The organism is Chryseobacterium tagetis, assembly GCF_016735585.2.
Classification (GTDB): Bacteria; Bacteroidota; Bacteroidia; order Flavobacteriales; family Weeksellaceae; genus Chryseobacterium; species Chryseobacterium tagetis.
This window is the reverse complement of record NZ_JAERSE020000004.1, coordinates 42,893-62,586: the sequence shown is the minus strand read 5'-3', so window position 1 is coordinate 62,586 and position 19,694 is coordinate 42,893. Positions and strand designations below refer to the sequence as shown.

General features: G+C 31.6%; 24 protein-coding genes. 13 read left to right on the top strand and 11 right to left on the bottom strand.

What is annotated here, in order from left to right; all coding sequences use genetic code 11:
* The first annotated feature begins 113 nt into the window (after nt 1-113).
* Both queG and JI747_RS14170 read left to right on the top strand, forming a co-directional pair.
* Complete coding sequence (queG, locus tag JI747_RS14175) at nt 114-1,058, top strand: tRNA epoxyqueuosine(34) reductase QueG (protein WP_225689554.1); 945 nt, start codon at nt 114-116, stop codon at nt 1,056-1,058.
* 344 nt (nt 1,059-1,402) lie between these two features.
* Complete coding sequence (locus JI747_RS14170) at nt 1,403-2,095, top strand: TIGR02117 family protein (protein ID WP_225689553.1); 693 nt, start codon at nt 1,403-1,405, stop codon at nt 2,093-2,095.
* Nucleotides 2,096-2,274: 179 nt separating this feature from the next.
* On the opposite strand, the gene JI747_RS14165 is transcribed toward JI747_RS14170, so the two are convergent.
* Nucleotides 2,275-2,577: a helix-turn-helix domain-containing protein gene (locus tag JI747_RS14165; protein ID WP_225689552.1), complete on the bottom strand. Its 303-nt coding sequence runs from the start codon at nt 2,575-2,577 to the stop codon at nt 2,275-2,277.
* Nucleotides 2,578-2,725: 148 nt separating this feature from the next.
* Between JI747_RS14165 and JI747_RS14160 the strand changes: the two genes are divergently transcribed.
* Nucleotides 2,726-2,956 carry a hypothetical protein gene (locus JI747_RS14160; protein WP_225689551.1) on the top strand — a complete coding sequence of 77 codons (231 nt, stop codon included), beginning with the start codon at nt 2,726-2,728 and terminating at the stop codon, nt 2,954-2,956.
* A 142-nt stretch (nt 2,957-3,098) separates the two neighbouring features.
* The gene (locus tag JI747_RS14155) at nt 3,099-3,329 is read left to right on the top strand and encodes a hypothetical protein (protein ID WP_225689550.1); all 231 of its coding nucleotides are present in this window, start codon (nt 3,099-3,101) and stop codon (nt 3,327-3,329) included.
* 576 nt (nt 3,330-3,905) lie between these two features.
* Here the strand turns inward: JI747_RS14155 and JI747_RS14150 are convergent.
* Nucleotides 3,906-4,274: an amino acid-binding ACT domain-containing protein gene (locus JI747_RS14150; protein WP_225689549.1), complete on the bottom strand. Its 369-nt coding sequence runs from the start codon at nt 4,272-4,274 to the stop codon at nt 3,906-3,908.
* Between the two features lie 4 nt (nt 4,275-4,278).
* Between JI747_RS14150 and JI747_RS14145 the strand changes: the two genes are divergently transcribed.
* The 7 genes from JI747_RS14145 to JI747_RS14115 all read left to right on the top strand — a co-directional run bounded on the left by JI747_RS14145 (nt 4,279) and on the right by JI747_RS14115 (nt 9,644).
* On the top strand, nt 4,279-4,806 hold the full coding sequence (locus JI747_RS14145) for a DUF5712 family protein (RefSeq protein ID WP_317197627.1): 528 nt from the start codon (nt 4,279-4,281) through the stop codon (nt 4,804-4,806).
* Nucleotides 4,807-4,817: 11 nt separating this feature from the next.
* The gene (locus JI747_RS14140; protein WP_225689548.1) at nt 4,818-6,722 is read left to right on the top strand and encodes a type IV secretory system conjugative DNA transfer family protein; all 1,905 of its coding nucleotides are present in this window, start codon (nt 4,818-4,820) and stop codon (nt 6,720-6,722) included.
* Between the two features lie 40 nt (nt 6,723-6,762).
* The gene (locus JI747_RS14135) at nt 6,763-6,939 is read left to right on the top strand and encodes a hypothetical protein (protein WP_225689547.1); all 177 of its coding nucleotides are present in this window, start codon (nt 6,763-6,765) and stop codon (nt 6,937-6,939) included.
* Nucleotides 6,940-7,001: 62 nt separating this feature from the next.
* The gene (locus JI747_RS14130; RefSeq protein WP_225689546.1) at nt 7,002-8,168 is read left to right on the top strand and encodes an endonuclease domain-containing protein; all 1,167 of its coding nucleotides are present in this window, start codon (nt 7,002-7,004) and stop codon (nt 8,166-8,168) included.
* 19 nt (nt 8,169-8,187) lie between these two features.
* A complete protein-coding gene (locus JI747_RS14125) occupies nt 8,188-8,547 on the top strand; it encodes a HigA family addiction module antitoxin (protein WP_225689545.1) in 360 nt (119 codons plus the stop codon).
* Nucleotides 8,541-8,720 (top strand): hypothetical protein, encoded by a 180-nt coding sequence (locus JI747_RS14120; protein ID WP_053077116.1) that lies wholly within the window; start codon nt 8,541-8,543, stop codon nt 8,718-8,720. Before JI747_RS14125 ends, JI747_RS14120 begins: the two co-directional genes overlap by 7 nt.
* A 165-nt stretch (nt 8,721-8,885) precedes the next feature.
* Complete coding sequence (locus tag JI747_RS14115; protein ID WP_225689544.1) at nt 8,886-9,644, top strand: T9SS type A sorting domain-containing protein; 759 nt, start codon at nt 8,886-8,888, stop codon at nt 9,642-9,644.
* A 703-nt stretch (nt 9,645-10,347) separates the two neighbouring features.
* Here JI747_RS14115 and JI747_RS14110 read toward each other — a convergent pair.
* From JI747_RS14110 to JI747_RS14080, 7 genes are all read right to left on the bottom strand, one after another.
* The gene (locus tag JI747_RS14110) at nt 10,348-10,767 is read right to left on the bottom strand and encodes a hypothetical protein (RefSeq protein ID WP_225689543.1); all 420 of its coding nucleotides are present in this window, start codon (nt 10,765-10,767) and stop codon (nt 10,348-10,350) included.
* Between the two features lie 122 nt (nt 10,768-10,889).
* Nucleotides 10,890-11,459 (bottom strand): hypothetical protein, encoded by a 570-nt coding sequence (locus JI747_RS14105; protein WP_225689542.1) that lies wholly within the window; start codon nt 11,457-11,459, stop codon nt 10,890-10,892.
* Nucleotides 11,460-11,485: 26 nt separating this feature from the next.
* Entirely contained in the window at nt 11,486-12,022 is a 537-nt protein-coding gene (locus tag JI747_RS14100; RefSeq protein ID WP_225689541.1) for a hypothetical protein, read from the bottom strand.
* A 65-nt stretch (nt 12,023-12,087) separates the two neighbouring features.
* Nucleotides 12,088-12,495 (bottom strand): hypothetical protein, encoded by a 408-nt coding sequence (locus JI747_RS14095; RefSeq protein ID WP_225689540.1) that lies wholly within the window; start codon nt 12,493-12,495, stop codon nt 12,088-12,090.
* Nucleotides 12,496-12,519: 24 nt separating this feature from the next.
* On the bottom strand, nt 12,520-12,924 hold the full coding sequence (locus JI747_RS14090) for a hypothetical protein (RefSeq protein WP_225689539.1): 405 nt from the start codon (nt 12,922-12,924) through the stop codon (nt 12,520-12,522).
* Between the two features lie 25 nt (nt 12,925-12,949).
* Nucleotides 12,950-13,381 (bottom strand): hypothetical protein, encoded by a 432-nt coding sequence (locus tag JI747_RS14085; RefSeq protein ID WP_225689538.1) that lies wholly within the window; start codon nt 13,379-13,381, stop codon nt 12,950-12,952.
* A gap of 33 nt (nt 13,382-13,414) precedes the next feature.
* Entirely contained in the window at nt 13,415-13,828 is a 414-nt protein-coding gene (locus tag JI747_RS14080) for a hypothetical protein (RefSeq protein ID WP_225689537.1), read from the bottom strand.
* A gap of 107 nt (nt 13,829-13,935) precedes the next feature.
* On the opposite strand from JI747_RS14080, the gene JI747_RS14075 reads away from it, so the two are divergent.
* Nucleotides 13,936-14,712: a helix-turn-helix transcriptional regulator gene (locus tag JI747_RS14075; protein ID WP_225689536.1), complete on the top strand. Its 777-nt coding sequence runs from the start codon at nt 13,936-13,938 to the stop codon at nt 14,710-14,712.
* Between the two features lie 111 nt (nt 14,713-14,823).
* Here the strand turns inward: JI747_RS14075 and JI747_RS20505 are convergent, their stop codons facing one another.
* The gene (locus JI747_RS20505) at nt 14,824-15,012 is read right to left on the bottom strand and encodes a hypothetical protein (RefSeq protein ID WP_394371151.1); all 189 of its coding nucleotides are present in this window, start codon (nt 15,010-15,012) and stop codon (nt 14,824-14,826) included.
* Nucleotides 15,013-15,539: 527 nt separating this feature from the next.
* Entirely contained in the window at nt 15,540-16,169 is a 630-nt protein-coding gene (locus JI747_RS14065) for a hypothetical protein (RefSeq protein ID WP_225689535.1), read from the bottom strand.
* Between the two features lie 106 nt (nt 16,170-16,275).
* Between JI747_RS14065 and JI747_RS14060 the strand changes: the two genes are divergently transcribed.
* Nucleotides 16,276-19,692: an HD domain-containing protein gene (locus JI747_RS14060; protein ID WP_225689534.1), complete on the top strand. Its 3,417-nt coding sequence runs from the start codon at nt 16,276-16,278 to the stop codon at nt 19,690-19,692.
* Nucleotides 19,693-19,694 lie beyond the last annotated feature (2 nt).

Here is a 19,694-nt window from a genome sequence, read left to right as displayed (position 1 = left end):
TATTTTAGAGTTAAAAAATATACCAGGCATTCTTCCAAAGATATCTACCTTTGCACAAGAATCCAAAGCCTAAACAAATTTATAAAATAATCTTAGTTTTGCAATGCGAAATTATGAATTCAAATGCCGAAAAATATTCACAGCTCATCAAAGCCAAAGCCAAAAGTTTTGGATTTCAGAATTGTGGTATTTCAAAGGCTGATTTTTTGGAAGAAGACGCGCCGAATCTTGAAAAATGGCTGAAAAATAACTTCCATGGCGAAATGAAATACATGGAAAATCATTTTGACAAAAGGCTGGACCCAAGATTGCTGGTAGAAGGTTCAAAATCTGTGATTTCACTTTCCTATAATTATTTTCCTAAAGAAAAAATTTCGGCATTAGAGAACTTTAAAATCTCAAAATATGCCTATGCAGAAGATTATCATGAGGTGATTAAAGAAATTCTTCGTGAGATGGTAGCTGAATTGCATGAGGAGATCGGAGAGTTCGGATTTCGTGTTTTTGTAGATTCTGCTCCGGTGTTGGAAAGAAGCTGGGCAAAAAAATCCGGAATAGGATGGGTGGGGAAAAATGCCAATCTGATTACGAAGCAAAGCGGCTCATTTTATTTTTTAGCCGAAATTATCTGTGATCTGGAGCTCATTCCGGATAATCCCGTTACCGATCATTGCGGAAGCTGCCGAAAATGTATTGATGCCTGTCCTACAAACGCTATTATTTCTGAAAAAATTATTGATGGAAGCAAATGCATTTCGTATGCGACCATAGAACTGAAAAACGAAATTCCGGATTACTTTAAAGATAAAATGGATGACTGGATGTTCGGTTGTGATGTGTGTCAGGATGTTTGCCCATGGAACCGTTTTTCAGCTCCCAACAAGCAAAGTAAGTTTCAGCCAAATGAAGCTTTAAAAAACTTTAAAAAAGGGGAATGGAAAGAGCTTACTCAGGAACTCTTCTCCGAGATCTTCAGAAAATCCCCCGTAAAGAGAACAAAATTTGCAGGATTGAAGAGAAATATTGAATTTTTGAATGCTTCCCAAGAGAAAAAATAATGTGTTTTTTGGTGACAAATCCTCGTTCGGAATTTGAGGGTTCCAAAACAAGGAGGGTTGTTCAGCCATTCCTTAAAAGTTCAGATCTTAAGGAGGCGAAGATTTAGGGTTGTAAAAGCCTTTCTAAAAAAGAAAAATTGATTTCCGGAAGATCAGATCTCACCAAAAATCAACGTTTTTTTTGAACTCTTTTAGGGGCTACTTTCACTCTGATTTTAAATCTCTTTTGGGATTTGGAATTTTTGTGCATTTTTGTAATATTTTGTACTTAAATTTAATCAAATTCTTATTTAAATACAAATTTTTTTAGTAAACTTATTTATTAAATTTCATTAATATAAAGCATGAAGGTAAAAAAAATGATCATCCTGTTAGTAAAAATTCTCGGAACCGTTCTAGGCGTTGTTATTCTCTATCTTATATTAGGATATCTGCTGCCGTTCATAGAGGTGTCTGCAAAAGATGACGGGCAAAAGAAGGAAATCCCCGTATACATCTACACCAATGGCGTACATACCGATATTGTAATGCCTGTGAAGAACGATATGAAGGACTGGAGTGAAAAGATCCCCTTCAGCAATATAAGATCTAAAAAAACCGATTACCAGTACATAGGAGTAGGATGGGGAGACAAAGGCTTTTACCTTGATACCCCTACTTGGGCAGACCTGAAATTTTCTACCGCTTTTAAAGCTGCTTTCTGGCTGAGCGAATCTGCCATGCACTGTACCTATTACAGGCAGATGAAAGAAGCCGAAGACTGTAAGAAAATCATGATCAGTAGAAACCAGTATCAGCAGTTAGCACAATTTGTAGAAAGTAAATTTGATCAGGATCAAAATGGAAAATTCATATTAATCCCTACCAATGCAGTCTATGGTGAGAACGATGCCTTTTATGATGCCAAAGGTACCTACAGCTTTGCCTATACCTGCAACACGTGGGCAAACGATGCACTGAAAGCCGCCGGACAAAAAGCCGCCTTTTGGACGCCTTCAGATTACGGAATATTTTTGCATTATAAGGATGGGAAGTAAAAAGTGAAAAGTGAAATGTAAGAAGTAAAAGGTGAGAAATGAGAGGAGGGGAATTTGGCAGTAAACAATAATAAACAAAAATGCTTCCCCACGGGAAGCATTTTTGTTTATTAAAAAATAAGCGTTTCACCTCTCACTTCTTACATTTCACTTTTTACTTTTTCCACCTTCTCACTCTCTCAAAGTTCCTCCTTCAAAATAGCCACAATCTTGTCGATCACTTCCTGTTTCTTCACTTTCTTTTCATATGCCGGTCTGGTTTCTGCAACAATGTTTTGTTGTTTTTTATCAAAGAGAGCATAGAGATCCAGATCAGGATGGTTTTCGATGTACCAAGCCAAAAAAGCAAGAGGCATAGCATTCTTTCCTGAGAAATAAAGCTGAATAGATTGCGGGGTAACTCCATAGGCAGCGGCAATCTCTTTCATGGTTTCTCCTTTTTCCTTGCTGTATTCCCGTATCTTTTGGTGTATTTTCATCATATTTATTTTTTTTTCATCAAAAACAATTATATTTTGTAAAAACAATGAATTATTGTTTATTTAATATATAATTGTATATTTGTTGGGCAAACAGGTTTGCCGTAAGACACAAAATTACGAAAAAAGCATAAATAAAATTATTTCACTCATGGGCAAATTGGCGACCACTCACCATCGGAAAACGATGGATGAGAAATACGATTTCATTGACCGATGGTTACCGGCACGATATACCAGTTCGGTGAATCTCATTCTGCAAGAAAAGAGAAGACCTGCTGAATACATACGCCGGGTGAAAAAAGAAAAAATTCCTGACAAAGAAATTATGGATGCGCTGTACCTGATAGCGAAACTCAACAAGTTACAGAGAGAAACCTGATACTTTGCACAACATTCCCGGGAGAAATAGACCCTTACACTAACATAACACAAAAACACAAATTACTTTCTGATTATCCGCTTATCTGGTAAAGATTCGACCCGTTTCTTTTCCGTTTATCATTGCTATAATATGAAGAATTATGAAAAAAATTAGGATTATACTTACCGAATGTTTCAAATGCGGAAAACGCTACGAAAGCCATTTCAGAGCATCTCCCTGCTGTCGGTCGATCATGATGAAGGTGGATGAAAAAGGAGAGCGTACCACCATTACTTTTCTGGGTTCATTTTTTCCTCCCGATCCTGTTCCGGCCCAGCCTCCGGCGAACCGATATAACGTACCCGAAGAAGAGGACAGACCCGGTTCCTAACCCCTTTTACCCGGTCCGGAACCACCCCTAAGGCGGTCCTGAAGTGGCTGCAATAGGTTGGTGAAGTGGTGGCAGGGACTTCTCTAAGTGGATATATCCGGTTCCTAAGCCCCTAAAAGAGGTTCCGAACTGGCGCACCCCCTTTTCATAACCCCTTCCAGGCAGTTCATAACCGCCTTCAGGGATTTTACCAACCAGCTTCAGGCATTTGTATAAGAGGTTGCAACCACTTCAAGACCTTTTACAGCCGATTTGCTGACAGGTACTGACTGCTTTGTGTACTACCTAATAGATTTAAAATAAAACACGACATACTCTGATAAAAGGATAAGAGGAAGTATAAGGTTGGTGTTAATTAGTACAGTAAAAAAAGCAGGGTAAGAATTGTGTCCTAACAAAATTAGTAACTCCACTAATATAAGGCATCAAGATTAATAATAAAGCTGACTGTTTTCTGGTAGCTTTTAATGTTTAATATTTTTTCTACTGGAGAGCTGACGGTTTTTCAGACTATTAATTAAAACTGTCAGATCAAGTAGTTGCTATTACACATTAAGCATTAAGTTACTTATATTATCACCACCATTCTTTCATCCAAGCATCTAAAATTTCTTTTGCTTTTTCAAAGTTGTCCGGAACTATGATTAACTGATTGGAATGATCGCTGTATTGAACAAGAATATTTACATCAGCATCTGCCAAACGTCTACAAAACATTCCCAATTGTCCAGGTACATCTTGTCGTAATTTTTGAATAATTACATTATTAATTTTCGTAACATTGAGGCCTATTTTTGCCAATACTTCTTTGGCTCTGTCCGCTTCTTCCACTAAAAAATGAGCGATACATACATCGCCATTATCAAATACACCACCGCCCTCAAGGCTTATTTTATTTTTACCAAGTGTTTCCCTGACAAAAGAAGATGCAAAATTCTTTGTCATTACTGTGAGTCCTTCAGAAAAAGAGTCACAACATATTGGCACAACTTCCCAAGAAAGAAGTGACGCCCTGAAAGATTATGTGAGAAATGAAGTAATGCAGAAGTATGCGGAAAATTTTGGCAAAGGATTACAGGCTAAAGATATTATGTATTACGCTAAGATTCATCATGAAAGAAATATGAAAAATAATATTGATATGCATGTTCATGTAGTTGTTAGCAGAAAATCTTTAGATAAAAGAATGAAACTATCTCCAATGACAAACCATAAAAGTACAACGAGAGGACAGGTTAAAGGTGGTTTTGATCGTAAAAATTTCATTCAAAAATCCGAAGAAGCTTTTGATAAGAAATTTGCCTTTCAAAGAAACTATAAACAATCTTTTGAATATTGTAATGCGATTAAAAACGGTACAATCGAAGAAAGAAAAAGAGTAATAGAAACAGCAATAAAGCAGGAATCTGCAAAGCAATATGAAATTAAAAAAACTGTCGAACAAAATAAAAAGAATAACCAGGGCTTAAGCCTATAAAAATTATAAACATGGAAAAAGATCCAATTTTAATGGTAAAATTTATCATTGTTGCAATGTCTTTATTTTTATTGTATATGCTAGGAGTGAAGATTATAGGTATTAATTCATTCTTATATAATATATCTCAGCACGGATTTTCAGTAGTAATATCTCCTGAAGCAAGCTTCCTGGCAAGATTAAAATTTTTAGTAGTAGGAATCTGTTTCGGATATGCAGAGCTTTTATACATTCTGATTCAATTCTGGATTGGAAAATCTTTGATTCCGCCACTTAAAACGCCTTTCAATTTTTATAAAAAATTAATTTTTTATCCTTTTGGTTTTATTAATAAAAAATTTACAGGCTTTTCATTATTGAAAGATTCAAAGAAAAAATTTCAGGGATTAACTCTTCAAACCAAAAAAAGAACCGTTCAAATTCCTAATCCTTTCCGTGGAATTTTAATAATAGGTGGTCCCGGAGCAGGAAAATCTGAAAGTTTTGCAGTCCCCTTTATACGAGAGTTAGCACAAAAACAGTTTTCAGGTATCTGTTATGATTTTAAATATCCGGCACTGGCAAATGATATTGAACTTTTTTATTCAGATTCGGGTATTAAGCATTATGTTTTGAATTTTAATGATTCACTTAAAAGCCATAGATGTAATCCTTTAAATCCAAAATATTTACCTCATTCAGCGTATGCAAGAGAATACGCTTCTGCCATCACTAAAAATTTAATGAAGGAATCTATTAAGAAAGAGGATTTTTGGTCACGTTCTGCAACAGATCTTCTGACAGCATGTATTTGGTTCCTGAAGAAAGAATATCCTAAATATTGTGATCTTCCACATACGTTAGCATTGATTGCGACAAATCACACTGATTTAATTGCTTTACTGTCTTCAAATTCCGAAACCAAGGCAATGATATTGTCACTTGCTACAGCTCTGGAGAGCGAAGCAAATTCACAATTAGCGGGAGTAGTTGGATCATTACAGGGAGCAGTAGCACAGATTAATACACCGGAGTTTATGTATATTTTTGGAGGAGAGGATTTTGATCTGAATATTAATAATCCGGATAATCCAATTGTTTTAACTGTAGGGAATAATCCTTCCATAGCAACTACGTTAGCTCCTTTGTGTAGTTTGGTTATCTCAGTTGCTGCAAAACAATTGAATCAACCTCGTAAACATCATTCTTTTGTATTATTGGATGAGTTTCCAACCGTATTTATTAATGATATCCAAACTCTCCCAAATACAGGAAGAAGTAATAAAATTGCAAGTATGTTTTTCTGCCAGGATCTTTCACAGCTTACGGATGGCTATACGAAAGAAAAAGCAGATGTGTTATTTGCAAGCTGTCTGAATCATTTTTACGGTCAGGTTTCCAGTAGTCATACTGCAGATATTCTCAGTAAACAGTTTGGCAAGAAAGACCAATATTTTGAAAGTAACAATACTTCACGTCATTTTCTCAACCCATTTAAAAGAAATGTTGGTCAAAGCCGATCTGTACAGGAAAGAGATGTTTTCAGAAATTCAGTTTTTATGGAACTTCCGGTTGGTGAATTCATCGGAAGAGTTGCCGAAAGTTCTGAAGCCTATATTCATGAGAAATTTTTACCTGTTAAAAGAAAGCAGTTAGCATATCAGTTAAACAGTCAATTTAAAAATCAGCCTGATTTCGTTATCACTGATTATTATGAAAAAGTTCGGGATGAAGTCAATGAAATTATTTCTCTATTCAAGGGAGAAATTAATAAAAAAGAAAGCAAGCAAGACCGACCCAGGCAAATGAATCCGGCTCCCGATAATAGTTCTGAAGAGTTTAGCGGAATCAATATAATTGAGGATGAAGAAACTAATTCATCCGCTGAGCTTGAAGAGAATGAAAGAAATTTTAAGTTTTCAAGCAGGAGTCTATAAATCAAACAATCATTAAATAATTATAAAAAACAAAAAAGTTATGAAAATACTACAGAGCAAAATTTCAGTTTGGGGCATTGTAACCCTATTAATTGTAATGATCTTTTTGATCTCAATTGCAGTAACAAAAGATTCAGTTAAAACAACAGCTGAAAAGCCGAAAGTTGATTATAAAGAACTTGATAAGGCTTTATTTGGAACTACAGAAAATAATTGAAATCTTTTTTGACAAAAATTAAAAAATTTATTTAAAGAAATAATTTTATAAAAATTTTTAATATGGAAAATACATTCACAATGACCGAAAAACAAATCAATATTTGTAAAAATTCTCTTGAAGAGTTAAAGGTTTTACATCTTGAAAATCAACATTTTTATACTCCCGTTGATGTTTATTACAAGCCTTCAGGTGATCAATTTAAAAAGTGGGCTTTACTAAACTGTAATGATCATAACTGCGAACCTTTTGAGCAGGATATTCAGGATGCAAGGATATTAAGACGTTCTAAAAAATGTCCCGAGTGTCTTTCTATCATTCAAAGTGGTAACAACCGTATTCCTGTTTCAGAACTAAACACTAGAATAAAAAGTTCTAAGAATTCTGTTATCCGGGACAAGCAAATTGTAATCAGATATGAAGATCATCTTCATAATGACAAAAACAGTATGGTTCTGGTGAAATGTAATTTGTTTGGTCATCATAGAAAACCTTATCCGCAAACAGCAGTTTCAATAGGAAAAAATAATATTTGTCCGGAGTGCGCTAAAACGAGAGAATACAAAAAGAAAGCTGGAGAAAATCTTATTGAAAAAATAAATAATATTTTAATAGAAAAGAACAGCTCTTTTTCATTCTTCGGTTCTATAGATCGAAATGATAAAAGTATTATTTTCTATGAATTAATTTGCAAAAATTGTGGTTGTTCCGAATGGGAAAGGGAAAAGTACGTTTCATCAGTAAAGTGTAAAGTTTGTTATCCAAATGATACGATTGGTGAAAGTAGAGTCATTAAATATTTAAACTTTCTAAAATTGACTTTTAAAAAGCAAAAAAAATTCCCTGGAATGAAAAATGAAAAGGAACTAAAATGTGATTTTTTTATCCCAAAACTGAATTTAATAATTGAGTTTGACGGACATCAGCACTATTATCCGGTTGATTATTTTAAAGGATTTAAAAGCTTTAAAAAAACTATAAAATGCGACTGGATTAAAAATAGATACGCTTTGAAAAATAGGATAAATATCTTGAGAATTCCTTTTTACGAATACGAGAATATTGAGAAATTGATAGATGATTCAATTACTAAAATAACTAAGGGTCAAGAAGCTTGTGCAAACGACAATAACTTTTTAAATGTTTATAAAGTAAATTATGTTTCGATAATTGTGACAAAACGAATAAAGTTTAAAAAGAGATTTGAAGCAAACAAAAAAATAAGTTAACGACATAAAATCTATCTTAATGAAACCTCTAGTTCGTGTAATTAAGCACAATACGCATCCTGGAGAAATACTAAATGATTTAATTATTGAACCAAATAATCTGAATATTGAAGAGGCATCAAAGCTTTTAGGTATTACAGAAGCAACTCTTTCTGATATTATTAATGGTAAAGGATCAATTACGAATATTATAACAATAAGTATTTCAAAAGCCTTTGGAGGCAGTCCTGTTTTTTGGGTTCGTTTACAAGCTGTCTATAATTCAAGATATGAAAAAGAAAGGGAAGAAAAGGAATTCTTAAAAGTATTGCCTGATGAAGAAGATGACTTTTTTGATGATTTTGAAAATGATTTTGATAAATCTGAATGGACATGGTAAAGCCAATTAAAACTGAAAAACAGTACGAAGAATATATTGAAAGAATATATGTGCTGTTGCAGAAGAATATTAAAGCAGACTCAAAAGAATCAAACGAATTAGAAATGCTTTCAATTTTAGTGAAAAAATACGAAGAAAAATACTATCCAATCGAAAAACCTAAATCTTTATAGTTATACAATAGTATAAATATGGGGTTTAATACTTGAAGCTGTCAAGCTACTTAATTCATTCACATTACATAAACAGATATAATAAAAATTTTGGAAATATCCAGAGTCTGGATTTTTATGTCTCCAAACAAACTCTTTAACGTATTAATTAAAAATTTTTTTAAAATGAAAAACAAAATCAATTTACTAATTACCAGTGCATTAATACTTTGTTCTAATGCGCTTTACTGCAATTCAATCAATCAGGAAATTGCTGATCAGAATTTTAAAATGTTCTTTTCTTGCGGATCAGAAAATTTTGAAAATATTCCTACAAGCTCCAGTTCTTTTGAAACAAACAGCTGGGTAAATAATAATATCACATGGACGGCTTCTGATTCCCGAACCGATCAAACAATTAATAGTAAAGCAATTGTTATCAGAAATGGTAGTCTTACGAGTTCTATTATTACAGGAGGAATTAAAAGTCTTACTGTCACTACACAATTAAAATTTTCAGGAAATCCGGGAAACCTTATTTTGGAAATTAACGATATCCAAGTTGGAACAATACCTTTTAATTCCGGAGTTGTGACAACAACACTTGATAATATAAATATCGCAGGAAATATCATTATTAAGCTTGTAAATCCTAATACCGGGCAAAGAGTTGCTATTGATAATCTTTCTTGGACATGTTATTCAAATTTGGGAATTAGTGAAATTGATAAGGTGGCTCAACTTTCAATTTATCCTAATCCAATTAAAAATAGTGAATATCTGTATCTTAATAAAAAGGTAAATGAAGTTTTTATTTATAATAGTGAAGGAAGGCTGATAAAGAAATCAAACTTAAAAAGCAATTCAATATTAATAGATAATCTACTGAAGGGTATGTATTTTCTTAAATCAGAAAATACGACACATAAATTTATAGTTAATTAATTATTTGAATTGTTGTCTTTAAGACTAAAAATCCATCTCTAAAATTATTGAGATGGATTTTTGTAAGTTTATTTTTAACTTAAAAAGAAAAAACTGTTCAGATTTTGTAAATCCTGCCGTTAAGCTGTTCAGATTTTATAAATCCTGTTTTTTCTTTGTTAAAAGTAAGCATTTTTTTTTAAATAAATATCAATGGAAAATATAACTTTTTGGCGTTATCAGATTATCAATACAGGAACAATCGAAACCCCTTTTTATGGAGTGCACTAAGTTTATTTCAACGAAAAAACTGGAAAAATTATTTCGTGGACAGAAGATCCGGTTGCTTTAGATAATTACGGGAATACAGAAGAATTAATAAATAATCTAGAAAAAATTTTATCGGATATTAAAAAACAACCAACTTTATTGGAATCCAAACTTGAAAAGGATTTGGAAAAAAATAACATATAAACTTTGTCTAGGATGCTTGATTTTCGAATTACATAATTAGTCGATATTTAATGTGTTTTAAATTTATTCGATGTGTTGACAACTGTTAGATTAAGTATTGACTAATTCATATTAATTTAAAGAAAAATAAATTTTTTGTAGTTCATTTTCGCAATCTCTTTTCAAAAACATCCTAAAGAAAAGTAAGGGTATGTTTTTTATATATAGAACGTAGTAGTTTTTCCCAAATAGCAATTTTGATGGTTTCATTTCAATTTGCATTATAGGTGTACAAAATCTGAGGTTCTTCTATGAATTTGTATTCCGTTTTTCTCTGAGCGAGAATCTCCTGTATTTTTCCCATAGAATCTGCCTGAATATATCCAGTGGTGGAAACATCGCAGTTTTCAGAGCTGTTCCTGGTCTTGGATTTGAAAATGATAAACGGGCGGTTTCCTTTTATAGATGTTGTAAAGGGCCATTCGTTTTTATGCGTGCTATAAAATTCTTTTTTTAAATTATCGTATTCGTTTAAGTTGGCAACTTCTTTAAGAACATAATTGCCTGCGTTCAGGCACCAGTAGTTTTTGCCAGTTCCTTGTGCACGGAAAGTACCGAGAAAAAAAGTTTTTTGCGCATTGACAAGATTGGCAAATGTAAGTAGCAGAAGGATTTTGAAATTCGGTTTCATTTTTTTTATTTTAAAGATTTTGGACGTTTTGAAAGGAAATATTTTTTCATACTGCTCTGGAGTCGGGAGACTGCAGAGAGCATGGAATTTTCATAATATTATAATTTTAAAGGTAATTTTAGTTAATCGAAAGAAATAGGTTCTGGTGCATTGCAAAGTTTTCGCAAATGATTGAAGGCTTTTATTAGTTTTTCACGGTCGGCTAATTCTACAAACAAAAACGTTTCTGATTCAGACTCGGAATTGTTGCGATTGGCATCTCTATTATTTTCAATGCCTTTCGTAGATGTGTTTTCCTCTATCAGTTTTTCACCACTTTTAGAGTGAAACGTGATTCCATAGCGTGCGGTTGTACTTTCTTTTTCAGGGCTGAATGTTATCTCTCCAACTTGCTCAATGTCTTTTAAATCAAAGGACTTAGTTACAACACGGACAAAATCTGATTTGTACCCTGATTTCCAATCGTCATTGTAAACCAATTGCTGTTCAATAACGACGTAGCAATCTTGAAAAGCTATCTTGTTGCTAAAATTATAATGTTTCAGAAATGACGTTTCACCTGCACCATAAGTTAAATCAAATCTATCAACTATATTTTTGATGTATTTTACGGTTTCCTCTTTTGTCGGTTTCGCCTGCGCACTTACAAATATTCCGAATAATATTGCGAAAAGTGTGAATAAATACTTCATAATGTAGAAATTTTAAAATTATCTTGTTAATCAAAAGAAATAGGTTCCGATGCGCCGCAGAGTTTTCGGAGGTAGTTGAGCCCTTTTACAAGTTTGTCTATATCTCCGGTTGAATTTGAATTGCATAAAAGAGAATAGGTCTGTTTTTTTAAATCCCCAGTAAAACCTTTGTAATAACTGTCATTACTTGATGCAAAAACCGAAATTGCATCTTTGCCTGTCGCAAAATCAATGTAATTTCCGTCTTTTTTTATTGATTCAACCAAATTCATAGGAAAAGTGAGTTTTACAAAAAGAACGCCTATGAGAAAGTCATCGTTATCAACTTTTGAGGTTTGTTTAAATTTTAAAACCATTTCGCAGCCATTAAAAACAATATCTTCGCAAGAATTTTCAGTGCTTATAACTTCGTCGGTATTCGAAACTTTTTGTTTAAGGATTGCAAAATTTTTATTTTTAAAAAAATTAACGATGTAATTTTCCGTTTCCTCTTTTGTCGGTTTTGCCTGCCCCCAAACTGCTCCCACCCAAAGCAGAAGCAGCAATAGAATTTTACTTTTCATTGTTTTATTTATTTTAAAAATTAACTTTTCTATTATAAAATTTGAGTTTTCATAGTTTTTTAGCGTTACTGGCTGCAACGGAAATCCATATTGCTGAGGTAAACTATATTGTAACCATAGTTTTTGTATTTATTGATAAATTCCAAGCGCGTTTTTGAAGCATCAGAATAGCTTGTGCCACCCAATGTAGAGGTCGCCGTACTACGATTGCTCCAGTCAATTTCGTGGCTGGTTTCGGCAGGGATGTAATCCATCATATACTTTTCCAGTTCATTGCGGCAGGTTGCGACATAATTTGTTGCCAGAATGGTACTGGAAATCACTGGTGTTACCGCAAAGTTTTTGTTCTTGAGGACAGACATCCCGAAGTAATACACCGTTTTCGTTTCTTGGGCTTTTGTTGTGTTTCCCATTAATAATGAAAATAGCACCATTGCCGTTGCCAAACCTCTCTTTAATACTTTTGTAGCCATTGTAATAAATATTTAATTATCAATTCATTTTATTGTTTTCACATATTTAAAATTAAAATCCTGACCTGTAAACAATATTTTTTTGTCTTTTTGGTATTGTGCTGCATATTCTAATGCGTGTTCCCTGTCCATTTCCACAGAACGCTGCCAAACATCAGACAATCCAAAAAAACCTCCCTCCTCAACATTAATTTTCATTTTATCTTTCACATAATTAGTCAGATATGTTTTGAACTGATTGCGTATATCTTGCTGTATCTTCCAGTTTCCGGCATCTTCTACCTGTATTGCAACAATTGGTGTGAAAACCGCCGTTTTTACATCAGCGGTATTGAAGTAATTATAAATGTAAAAAGTGCTAAACTTTTCCTGTGCATCCGCAATTCCTAATCCGAAGAATATTGCGAGAACTGTCATTAATTTTGCCATAATATATCTGTTTTAAAAAGTTAGTTTAGAATGTTTCTTTTTTCTTTTCGCAAAAAGTCGCGAGATGTTTCAGTGCTTTTTCAAACCTTTCATCAAGATTCGCTTCCCGATTAAACTGCAAGACATCTACCTTATCAATTGCCTTGTCTTGAGTTAGATATGTGTTGGAATAATGTACAACATCTGCATTAAATTTAATTCCATAAGAATAGACAAAATCTATGTTGTCAGTTGGAAATGCATATGATTTCTCCCAGTCTCCTTCCCAATTTTTCCACGAAACTTTGAAAGAAATTTCACAGGCATTGATATAAATTACCTTAGCATATAAAGAAATATTAACATCGTTTGTATAACTGCCATATTTCTCAATTTTCTCTTTTATCCACGCCATCGTTTCCTGTTTTGTCTGTGCCTCCGCAATTCCTAATCCAAAGAATATTGCGAGAATTGTCATTAATTTTGTCATAATTTTACTTGTTCTTAAAAGTTATTCAAAAAGATCTTTCTCCTTTGTACACAGGGTCTGAAGATGTTTAAAGGCTTTCTCAATTTTTGAAATATAGTTTGAGGGAAATCTGTAAAATCCTCCAATTCTTTTGTTGTTACTATCCCACAATTCTAAGACTTCTCCGCTTTCATTAAATTTTTGAAAATCAAAAACATTAAAAAAACCAGTTGAATCTTCAGAACCACCAGAGAATGTATGCATAAAAGTTACTTTTCCGTTTTTTGTTACTATTACTCTATCAGCAAAATATGCAGAAGAACTACTTGAAGGAACCCAGCTAACATCCGGGTATTCCTTTAAGAAATTGTTGATGTAATTTACCGTTTCGTCAAATGTTTGAGCGTTCGTAATTACCACGAAAAATATTGCGAAGATTGTTATCAATTTTCTCATTTGTCAAATATTATTTTACACAAATTTCCACTAATAGTAAATGCTTAACAATACCACAATTGTTGTATTTTTTAACAAATTTTAACTATTTTTACTAAAAACTAGTAATGGAAAAGAATGCCTCTCAAGATCACGTGTTACAAAAAGTTTGGAACGGTTATTCTGATTTTTTTAATAATAAAAAGCAAATTCTAGCATCGCCACCAATAGAAAAGCTTATTGCTGATATGTTTTCTGTCGGTAGATTTTACTACTATGTACTTAATATTACTGACAGCACACTTACCAATCATCACGAAAATATTCTGGCAATGCACGGTCTGAAAAAATATCCTCTCCACTTGAAAGAAGTTTTGGATTTGGTTCATCCGGATGATATGGATTTTGTAATGGAAGCAGAAAGGATGTGTCTGGAAAAGATGCTTGAAATTGATGGTTTTGCATATCAGCAAGAATTGAAATCCAGCTATTGTTTCCGAATGAAAACAGAAAAAGGAAACTATGAAATGTTTCATCATCAGGCAATACATACATTGAAGGATAAAGAAGGTAAACTTTTACAAGCTGTAAATATCCACACCAATATTTCACATTTTACTCAAGAAAATTCATACACAGTCCTTATTTCGGGAATAGGAAACCGAAAAGATTTTCACCAGATGCATTATCAGAAAGGAAAAATACTTCCACAGAATAAGCTTACTAAACGTGAAGTAGAGGTTTTGGGATATATTGCAAAAGGGTATTCCGCTTCACAAATTTCAAAAGTTTTGAACATTTCTTTTTACACTGCGAGGACACACCGCAAAAATATTCTACAAAAAACAGAATCAAAAAATCTCTTGGAGCTTGTGAAAAAATGTTTCTTGTGGGGATATTTATAATTAAATCTAAATTACGAATTTAGTTGTTCGATGAAAAGTGAAATGAAAAAAAACTATGATAATTGGGCAAACAATATCATATAAAAATAGTGCTGCAACATTTTGATAAAATTAGAAGATAAGGAATCGTGAATGGGCGATTTTAGCAAAGCGTTGCTCCGCTTTCCGCAAAAAACGTTTCCGACCGATGGGAGTAATTGTTTTTGCCGTTGTTGCAACTGAAAAATTCACAACCTGTTTGTCATTTGTCAAATTTTTCACTTCTGCAATTCTTGTTGCTCTGCCGATAATTGTGTTCATAATGGTTCGTTTATTTTAACGAAAAAACTGGAAAAATTATTTCATGGACAGAAAATTCGATTGCTTTAGATAATTATGGAAATACAGAAGAATTAATAAATGATCTAGAAAAATTTTATTGGACATTAAAAAACAACCAACTTTATTAGAATCCAAACTTGAAAAGGATTTAGAAAAATAACATAAAAACTTTGTCTAGTATGGTATCTCAATTACTAATTTATATAAATCCTGCTGTTAAGCCGTTCAGATTTTATTTATTATTTTTTCAAAAAACAAATTTTTAACGAATGATAGGTATTTGTTGATAAATTTCTCATTCATCACTTCCTCAGACTTCTCGTTTCTTCAAAGCGCTTGTCATTTGTTGCTCCTTTATTCAAAAATTGTCTCCATTTTCTAGTAAAATATTCTTTATTTTTTTGCGTTTCTTCAGTATTTATCTATGTTGCTTTCATTGCTAAAACTAATAAAAAATTTATTTGAGATTTAAACCTTATTAAGATAAGGATTAAAAAACTATAATTTTATACATTTCCTATATTTGTTTTAAATTTATCAATTCTTTGATAGAATTTTGTCATTTTATCTCCACTCATAGCAATAATAGGTTTCTTTTTAATTGCTTTTTTAGAAACTTGATGTAATAGATTTGCTATTTTTTCAAGCTCCAATAATGATTCATAAGTTAGGAGATACTTAACCGCTTTATCTGTGAAGTTCTTGTTTTTAATATCTTCTCTAATGCCATAGAAAGTAACTAAATCATATCTATTACTTACATTTAGTAAAGTGTATTTTGTAAGTAAAAGTTCTTTGTTTTTTTTACTCAACAATCTTAAACGATTCTTTGCTCTTGATTCAACTTCACCATAAAGTTTTTGGATATTATGACCTTTTCCTCGTGCAGATTTATAGGCGTCTTCTGGTGTTTCAGAGGATTTAGATAATGCAACTATAATGGCTTTTAAATCTGTTTCAATTGCCATTATTAAATCGACATATATTTTACTATACCAATTTCTATCATGGAATTCATCTATTCGAATTAGATGATGTACTCGCCATAGAAACTGATTTGCATCTGTATACATTGAATCACAAATGGTCTTTTTAAGAAATGTATTTGAATTGAATTTTGGCTGTAATTTTTTCATAAATTTATGATTTATCTCAAATATACAATTTATGATTTAGAGTGATATACAGTATTTGTCTGAGAGAAAGCCTTTTTTGTAAATTTGTTAAAAGCCAAAATAATTAATGATAATATTAGAAGAACTAAAAAAAAGAAGCCAGTTAGAAAATGATTCTATTAAAATAGATTTAAAACTCTATAATTTAATTGATGATATTGAAAAAGAGGCAAGAAATCATCTTAAAAGGGTTATAACTGTTCTACCCGAATTTGATATCCATGATGAAAAGCACAGCGAAAGGGTTATTAAAAATATTGAAGAATTATTAGGAAACACAGTCGGAGAACTGTCTTCCTATGAGTTATTCCTATTGCATTCTTCAGCATTCTTACATGACTGCGGAATGGCTCCTTCAGAATATGAAATCAATGTTATGAAGTTAACAGAAGGAAATGAGAAATTTTATTCTGAAAAGGATTCTATTAAACATGATTTACGCCCCCCTTTAAAGCACACAGAAGCATTAAATGTTATAACATCAAATAAAGAACTATTATATAAAAATTTCAGCCTACCCAGTAAATGGATATTTTGCAATTCCGCAGAAAAAGATTTTATATCATATTTAGCAGAGCTTTTATTGGATTACCAAAATTTCAGAAATGGATTTGCTAAAGAATTAAAAAGTGTTGATAACATTGAAGATTTCAAATCAATTAATGAATTTATAAGAATAGACTATATTAGAGCAACGCATCATATAAGAATTGAAACTTATATTAAAAACTTAGAAACTAAATTTGGAAATGCATTTGAGCAACCATCATGGGGGAAAAAGCTAGCCAATGATTTAGCGAAAATTTGCAGATCTCATGGTGAAAATATAGAATTTATAGAGCAATTAAGTGTCAATTCTCAATATTATGGAAGTTCTTCCGCAAACCTACAAATGATATCAATGATGTTGAGATTAGGAGATATAATTCACTATAGTTTTGATAGAGCACCACTAAATATTCTTTCGTCAAAAATTTTTAAGTCAGAATATAGTTTTCAAGAATGGGCAGTTAAAAATAGTGGTGCAAATTATTCTATTGAAAATGGTTTGATATCATATCGCGCTTATTGTGAAAATCCTGAAACTTATTTTAAACTTCATGAATATATTGATTGGATAGAAGTAGAGATTCAAAATTATTTTAAGTTTCAAAGGAAATGGAAGAATATTTATATAGAAAAGTTACATGATAAGGTCGAAAGAACTAATATTTCTAATGATGAATCTGAATTTTTACCCAGAAGGGGACTTGGATTTTCTTTAAATCAAAAGAAAATTCTTGAACTGTTAAAGGGAGTGGGCTTGTATAAGGACGAGTATGCTTGTTTAAGAGAATTATATCAAAACTCTCTTGATGCTTGCAGGTGTATGATTTCAAAAAAAAGCAAAATCAATATTCAAACTAAAGGACAAATACAGTTTGGAGTAGAAGAAAATGAAGTTGGAAAATATGTTTATTGTTTAGATAATGGTATAGGAATGAGTAAAGATATTATTGAAAAATATCTTTTAAATATAGGTAATTCTTATTATAATTCTTCTGATTTTTATAAAGAGCAATCAAAATGGGATGGAGGTTTTACGCCCACTTCACAATTTGGAATAGGTATTTTATCCTGCTTTATGATAGGAACTAAAATAGAAATTGTCACAAAGTCAGAAGGTGGTGATTATATTTCTTGCATAATTAGTGGAATACATGATAATTTTTATTATAAGCAAGCTGTAATTTCAGATAGAGAAAAAATTATAGATACTGGAACTTTAGTTAAAGTGTATTTAAATGACAAAACTGAACAAAATTTAGAATATTCTAAACTTAAAAAATTTGGATTGTTATTGTTAGGTGCTCAACGAAGAAACGGGAATGATGAAACGGCAAAAATGTGGCAAAAACATATATACAAGTATATAAGTGGTTTCATTTCTGTTGTGCCAGACAATATTGAAATTTTAGTGAGATTAAAAGACGAACAGTTTTTACCAATACTTACTAAACCATTGAATGTATTAGAAAATAAAGAATTACTGCAAATTGATATTATTGAAGATAAAGAATCTCTTAATAATTTTCTTGAATGGAATAACAATGGGAGTAAAGCACCCACTATAAGTCAAATTCAAGAAAATATAAGTACATATCCCATCAAAATTAAAAAACAAGGTATAAATTTCACAACTTTTATTAATTTACCTAACAGGAATATAGACTTTTCTTTTAAAAAATTTAACTCATTTCAATTCTTTTTACGAGTTTACGGGATTTCAATAGATGGGATTTCTATCGATGACAGTAAAGTGAGTCAATTTGAAGACTATTTTACACATCGATTAATACATTTTGATGGCCATCTTGACTTTACGGGAGAATTACGACCTATCATTTCTATTGATAGAAAGTCAATAATTAAATATCCTAAAGAATGTGAAAGCTTAATTGAAGAAATTTCATTACAGTACATTAAGGAAGTGATTGAAATAGCTAAGCAACACATTGAAAAATTTAATATTTTGAATAACACTTTAGAATTTAATATTGTCTGGGATTATGTTCTTGATAGAATAAATTTTGCAGATGTATTATTTATTAATGAATTGAGTGAAACGGAATATGGTGATGTTCAAAATAAAGAGCTTAGTAATCTTATTGGTGAAAATATATCTATAAAAGAATTTATTGATGCTAAAAGAATAGATTTCCATAATTTCAATTTTAAAGAACTAAGTCTACTGACACAAAAACTAATTTTATCTAAATTAATTAGTGCAGATTCTATAAATATAAAGGACAATGTTATCGAAATCAATATGCAAAAATTTAATAAAAATTATATATCTAAAAATGGATATAGTGATATTGATAGAGAACAACTTTTGTTTAAAGCAGATAAGTGGGATGTTTTTGATGAAGACTTTGATTTGATTACAGGCTTGTATCCTTTGATTCCTAAAAAAATGTTTGATGAGTTAAATTATTTTGATGTAGAAAAAATAGGAAATTTAGTAAGAGGCATACATAACTTTAGTAATGGCTTATTGGGAGTCTTCTCTCAATCCCCACAATTAATTCACTCAAAACTTGGATTATACTTAGGTAAGAGTAGTTTCGGTCGAGATAATTCTAAGATATATAATTTTAGTGATAAAAGAAGTAATATAGCGATTTTCGAATTGAATGATAGGTATGCATTCCGAAAAGAAAAAAGAGCGTTTGTTTTAATGGTTTTTGTATCTCCTGTTGAACTTAGCGAACTTGATAAAAAGGAATTGCTAAAGCATGATCATGATAGTGATTATATAAAAGGTATCAATGAAGGATGGAGTTTATTAATAACTTCTATGGATAAGGATAATGTTGTTATAATATCAGGTAAAGCAACTCGGTCAGATTTAGTTAATAAATTATCAAATGATTTTTGGGAAGAATACAAAGATTATGAGTTTAAATTTATTGATGGGACTTTAATGACAAAAAAAAAATAGCC

Coding starts and splice junctions, on each gene's coding strand:
- queG (WP_225689554.1), top strand. CDS start 114: ATGAATTCAAATGCCGAAAAATATTCACAGCTCATCAAAGCCAAAGCC.
- JI747_RS14170 (WP_225689553.1), top strand. CDS start 1,403: ATGAAGGTAAAAAAAATGATCATCCTGTTAGTAAAAATTCTCGGAACC.
- JI747_RS14165 (WP_225689552.1), bottom strand. CDS start 2,577: ATGATGAAAATACACCAAAAGATACGGGAATACAGCAAGGAAAAAGGA.
- JI747_RS14160 (WP_225689551.1), top strand. CDS start 2,726: ATGGGCAAATTGGCGACCACTCACCATCGGAAAACGATGGATGAGAAA.
- JI747_RS14155 (WP_225689550.1), top strand. CDS start 3,099: ATGAAAAAAATTAGGATTATACTTACCGAATGTTTCAAATGCGGAAAA.
- JI747_RS14150 (WP_225689549.1), bottom strand. CDS start 4,274: ATGACAAAGAATTTTGCATCTTCTTTTGTCAGGGAAACACTTGGTAAA.
- JI747_RS14140 (WP_225689548.1), top strand. CDS start 4,818: ATGGAAAAAGATCCAATTTTAATGGTAAAATTTATCATTGTTGCAATG.
- JI747_RS14135 (WP_225689547.1), top strand. CDS start 6,763: ATGAAAATACTACAGAGCAAAATTTCAGTTTGGGGCATTGTAACCCTA.
- JI747_RS14130 (WP_225689546.1), top strand. CDS start 7,002: ATGGAAAATACATTCACAATGACCGAAAAACAAATCAATATTTGTAAA.
- JI747_RS14125 (WP_225689545.1), top strand. CDS start 8,188: ATGAAACCTCTAGTTCGTGTAATTAAGCACAATACGCATCCTGGAGAA.
- JI747_RS14120 (WP_053077116.1), top strand. CDS start 8,541: ATGGTAAAGCCAATTAAAACTGAAAAACAGTACGAAGAATATATTGAA.
- JI747_RS14115 (WP_225689544.1), top strand. CDS start 8,886: ATGAAAAACAAAATCAATTTACTAATTACCAGTGCATTAATACTTTGT.
- JI747_RS14110 (WP_225689543.1), bottom strand. CDS start 10,767: ATGAAACCGAATTTCAAAATCCTTCTGCTACTTACATTTGCCAATCTT.
- JI747_RS14105 (WP_225689542.1), bottom strand. CDS start 11,459: ATGAAGTATTTATTCACACTTTTCGCAATATTATTCGGAATATTTGTA.
- JI747_RS14100 (WP_225689541.1), bottom strand. CDS start 12,022: ATGAAAAGTAAAATTCTATTGCTGCTTCTGCTTTGGGTGGGAGCAGTT.
- JI747_RS14095 (WP_225689540.1), bottom strand. CDS start 12,495: ATGGCTACAAAAGTATTAAAGAGAGGTTTGGCAACGGCAATGGTGCTA.
- JI747_RS14090 (WP_225689539.1), bottom strand. CDS start 12,924: ATGGCAAAATTAATGACAGTTCTCGCAATATTCTTCGGATTAGGAATT.
- JI747_RS14085 (WP_225689538.1), bottom strand. CDS start 13,381: ATGACAATTCTCGCAATATTCTTTGGATTAGGAATTGCGGAGGCACAG.
- JI747_RS14080 (WP_225689537.1), bottom strand. CDS start 13,828: ATGAGAAAATTGATAACAATCTTCGCAATATTTTTCGTGGTAATTACG.
- JI747_RS14075 (WP_225689536.1), top strand. CDS start 13,936: ATGGAAAAGAATGCCTCTCAAGATCACGTGTTACAAAAAGTTTGGAAC.
- JI747_RS20505 (WP_394371151.1), bottom strand. CDS start 15,012: ATGAACACAATTATCGGCAGAGCAACAAGAATTGCAGAAGTGAAAAAT.
- JI747_RS14065 (WP_225689535.1), bottom strand. CDS start 16,169: ATGAAAAAATTACAGCCAAAATTCAATTCAAATACATTTCTTAAAAAG.
- JI747_RS14060 (WP_225689534.1), top strand. CDS start 16,276: ATGATAATATTAGAAGAACTAAAAAAAAGAAGCCAGTTAGAAAATGAT.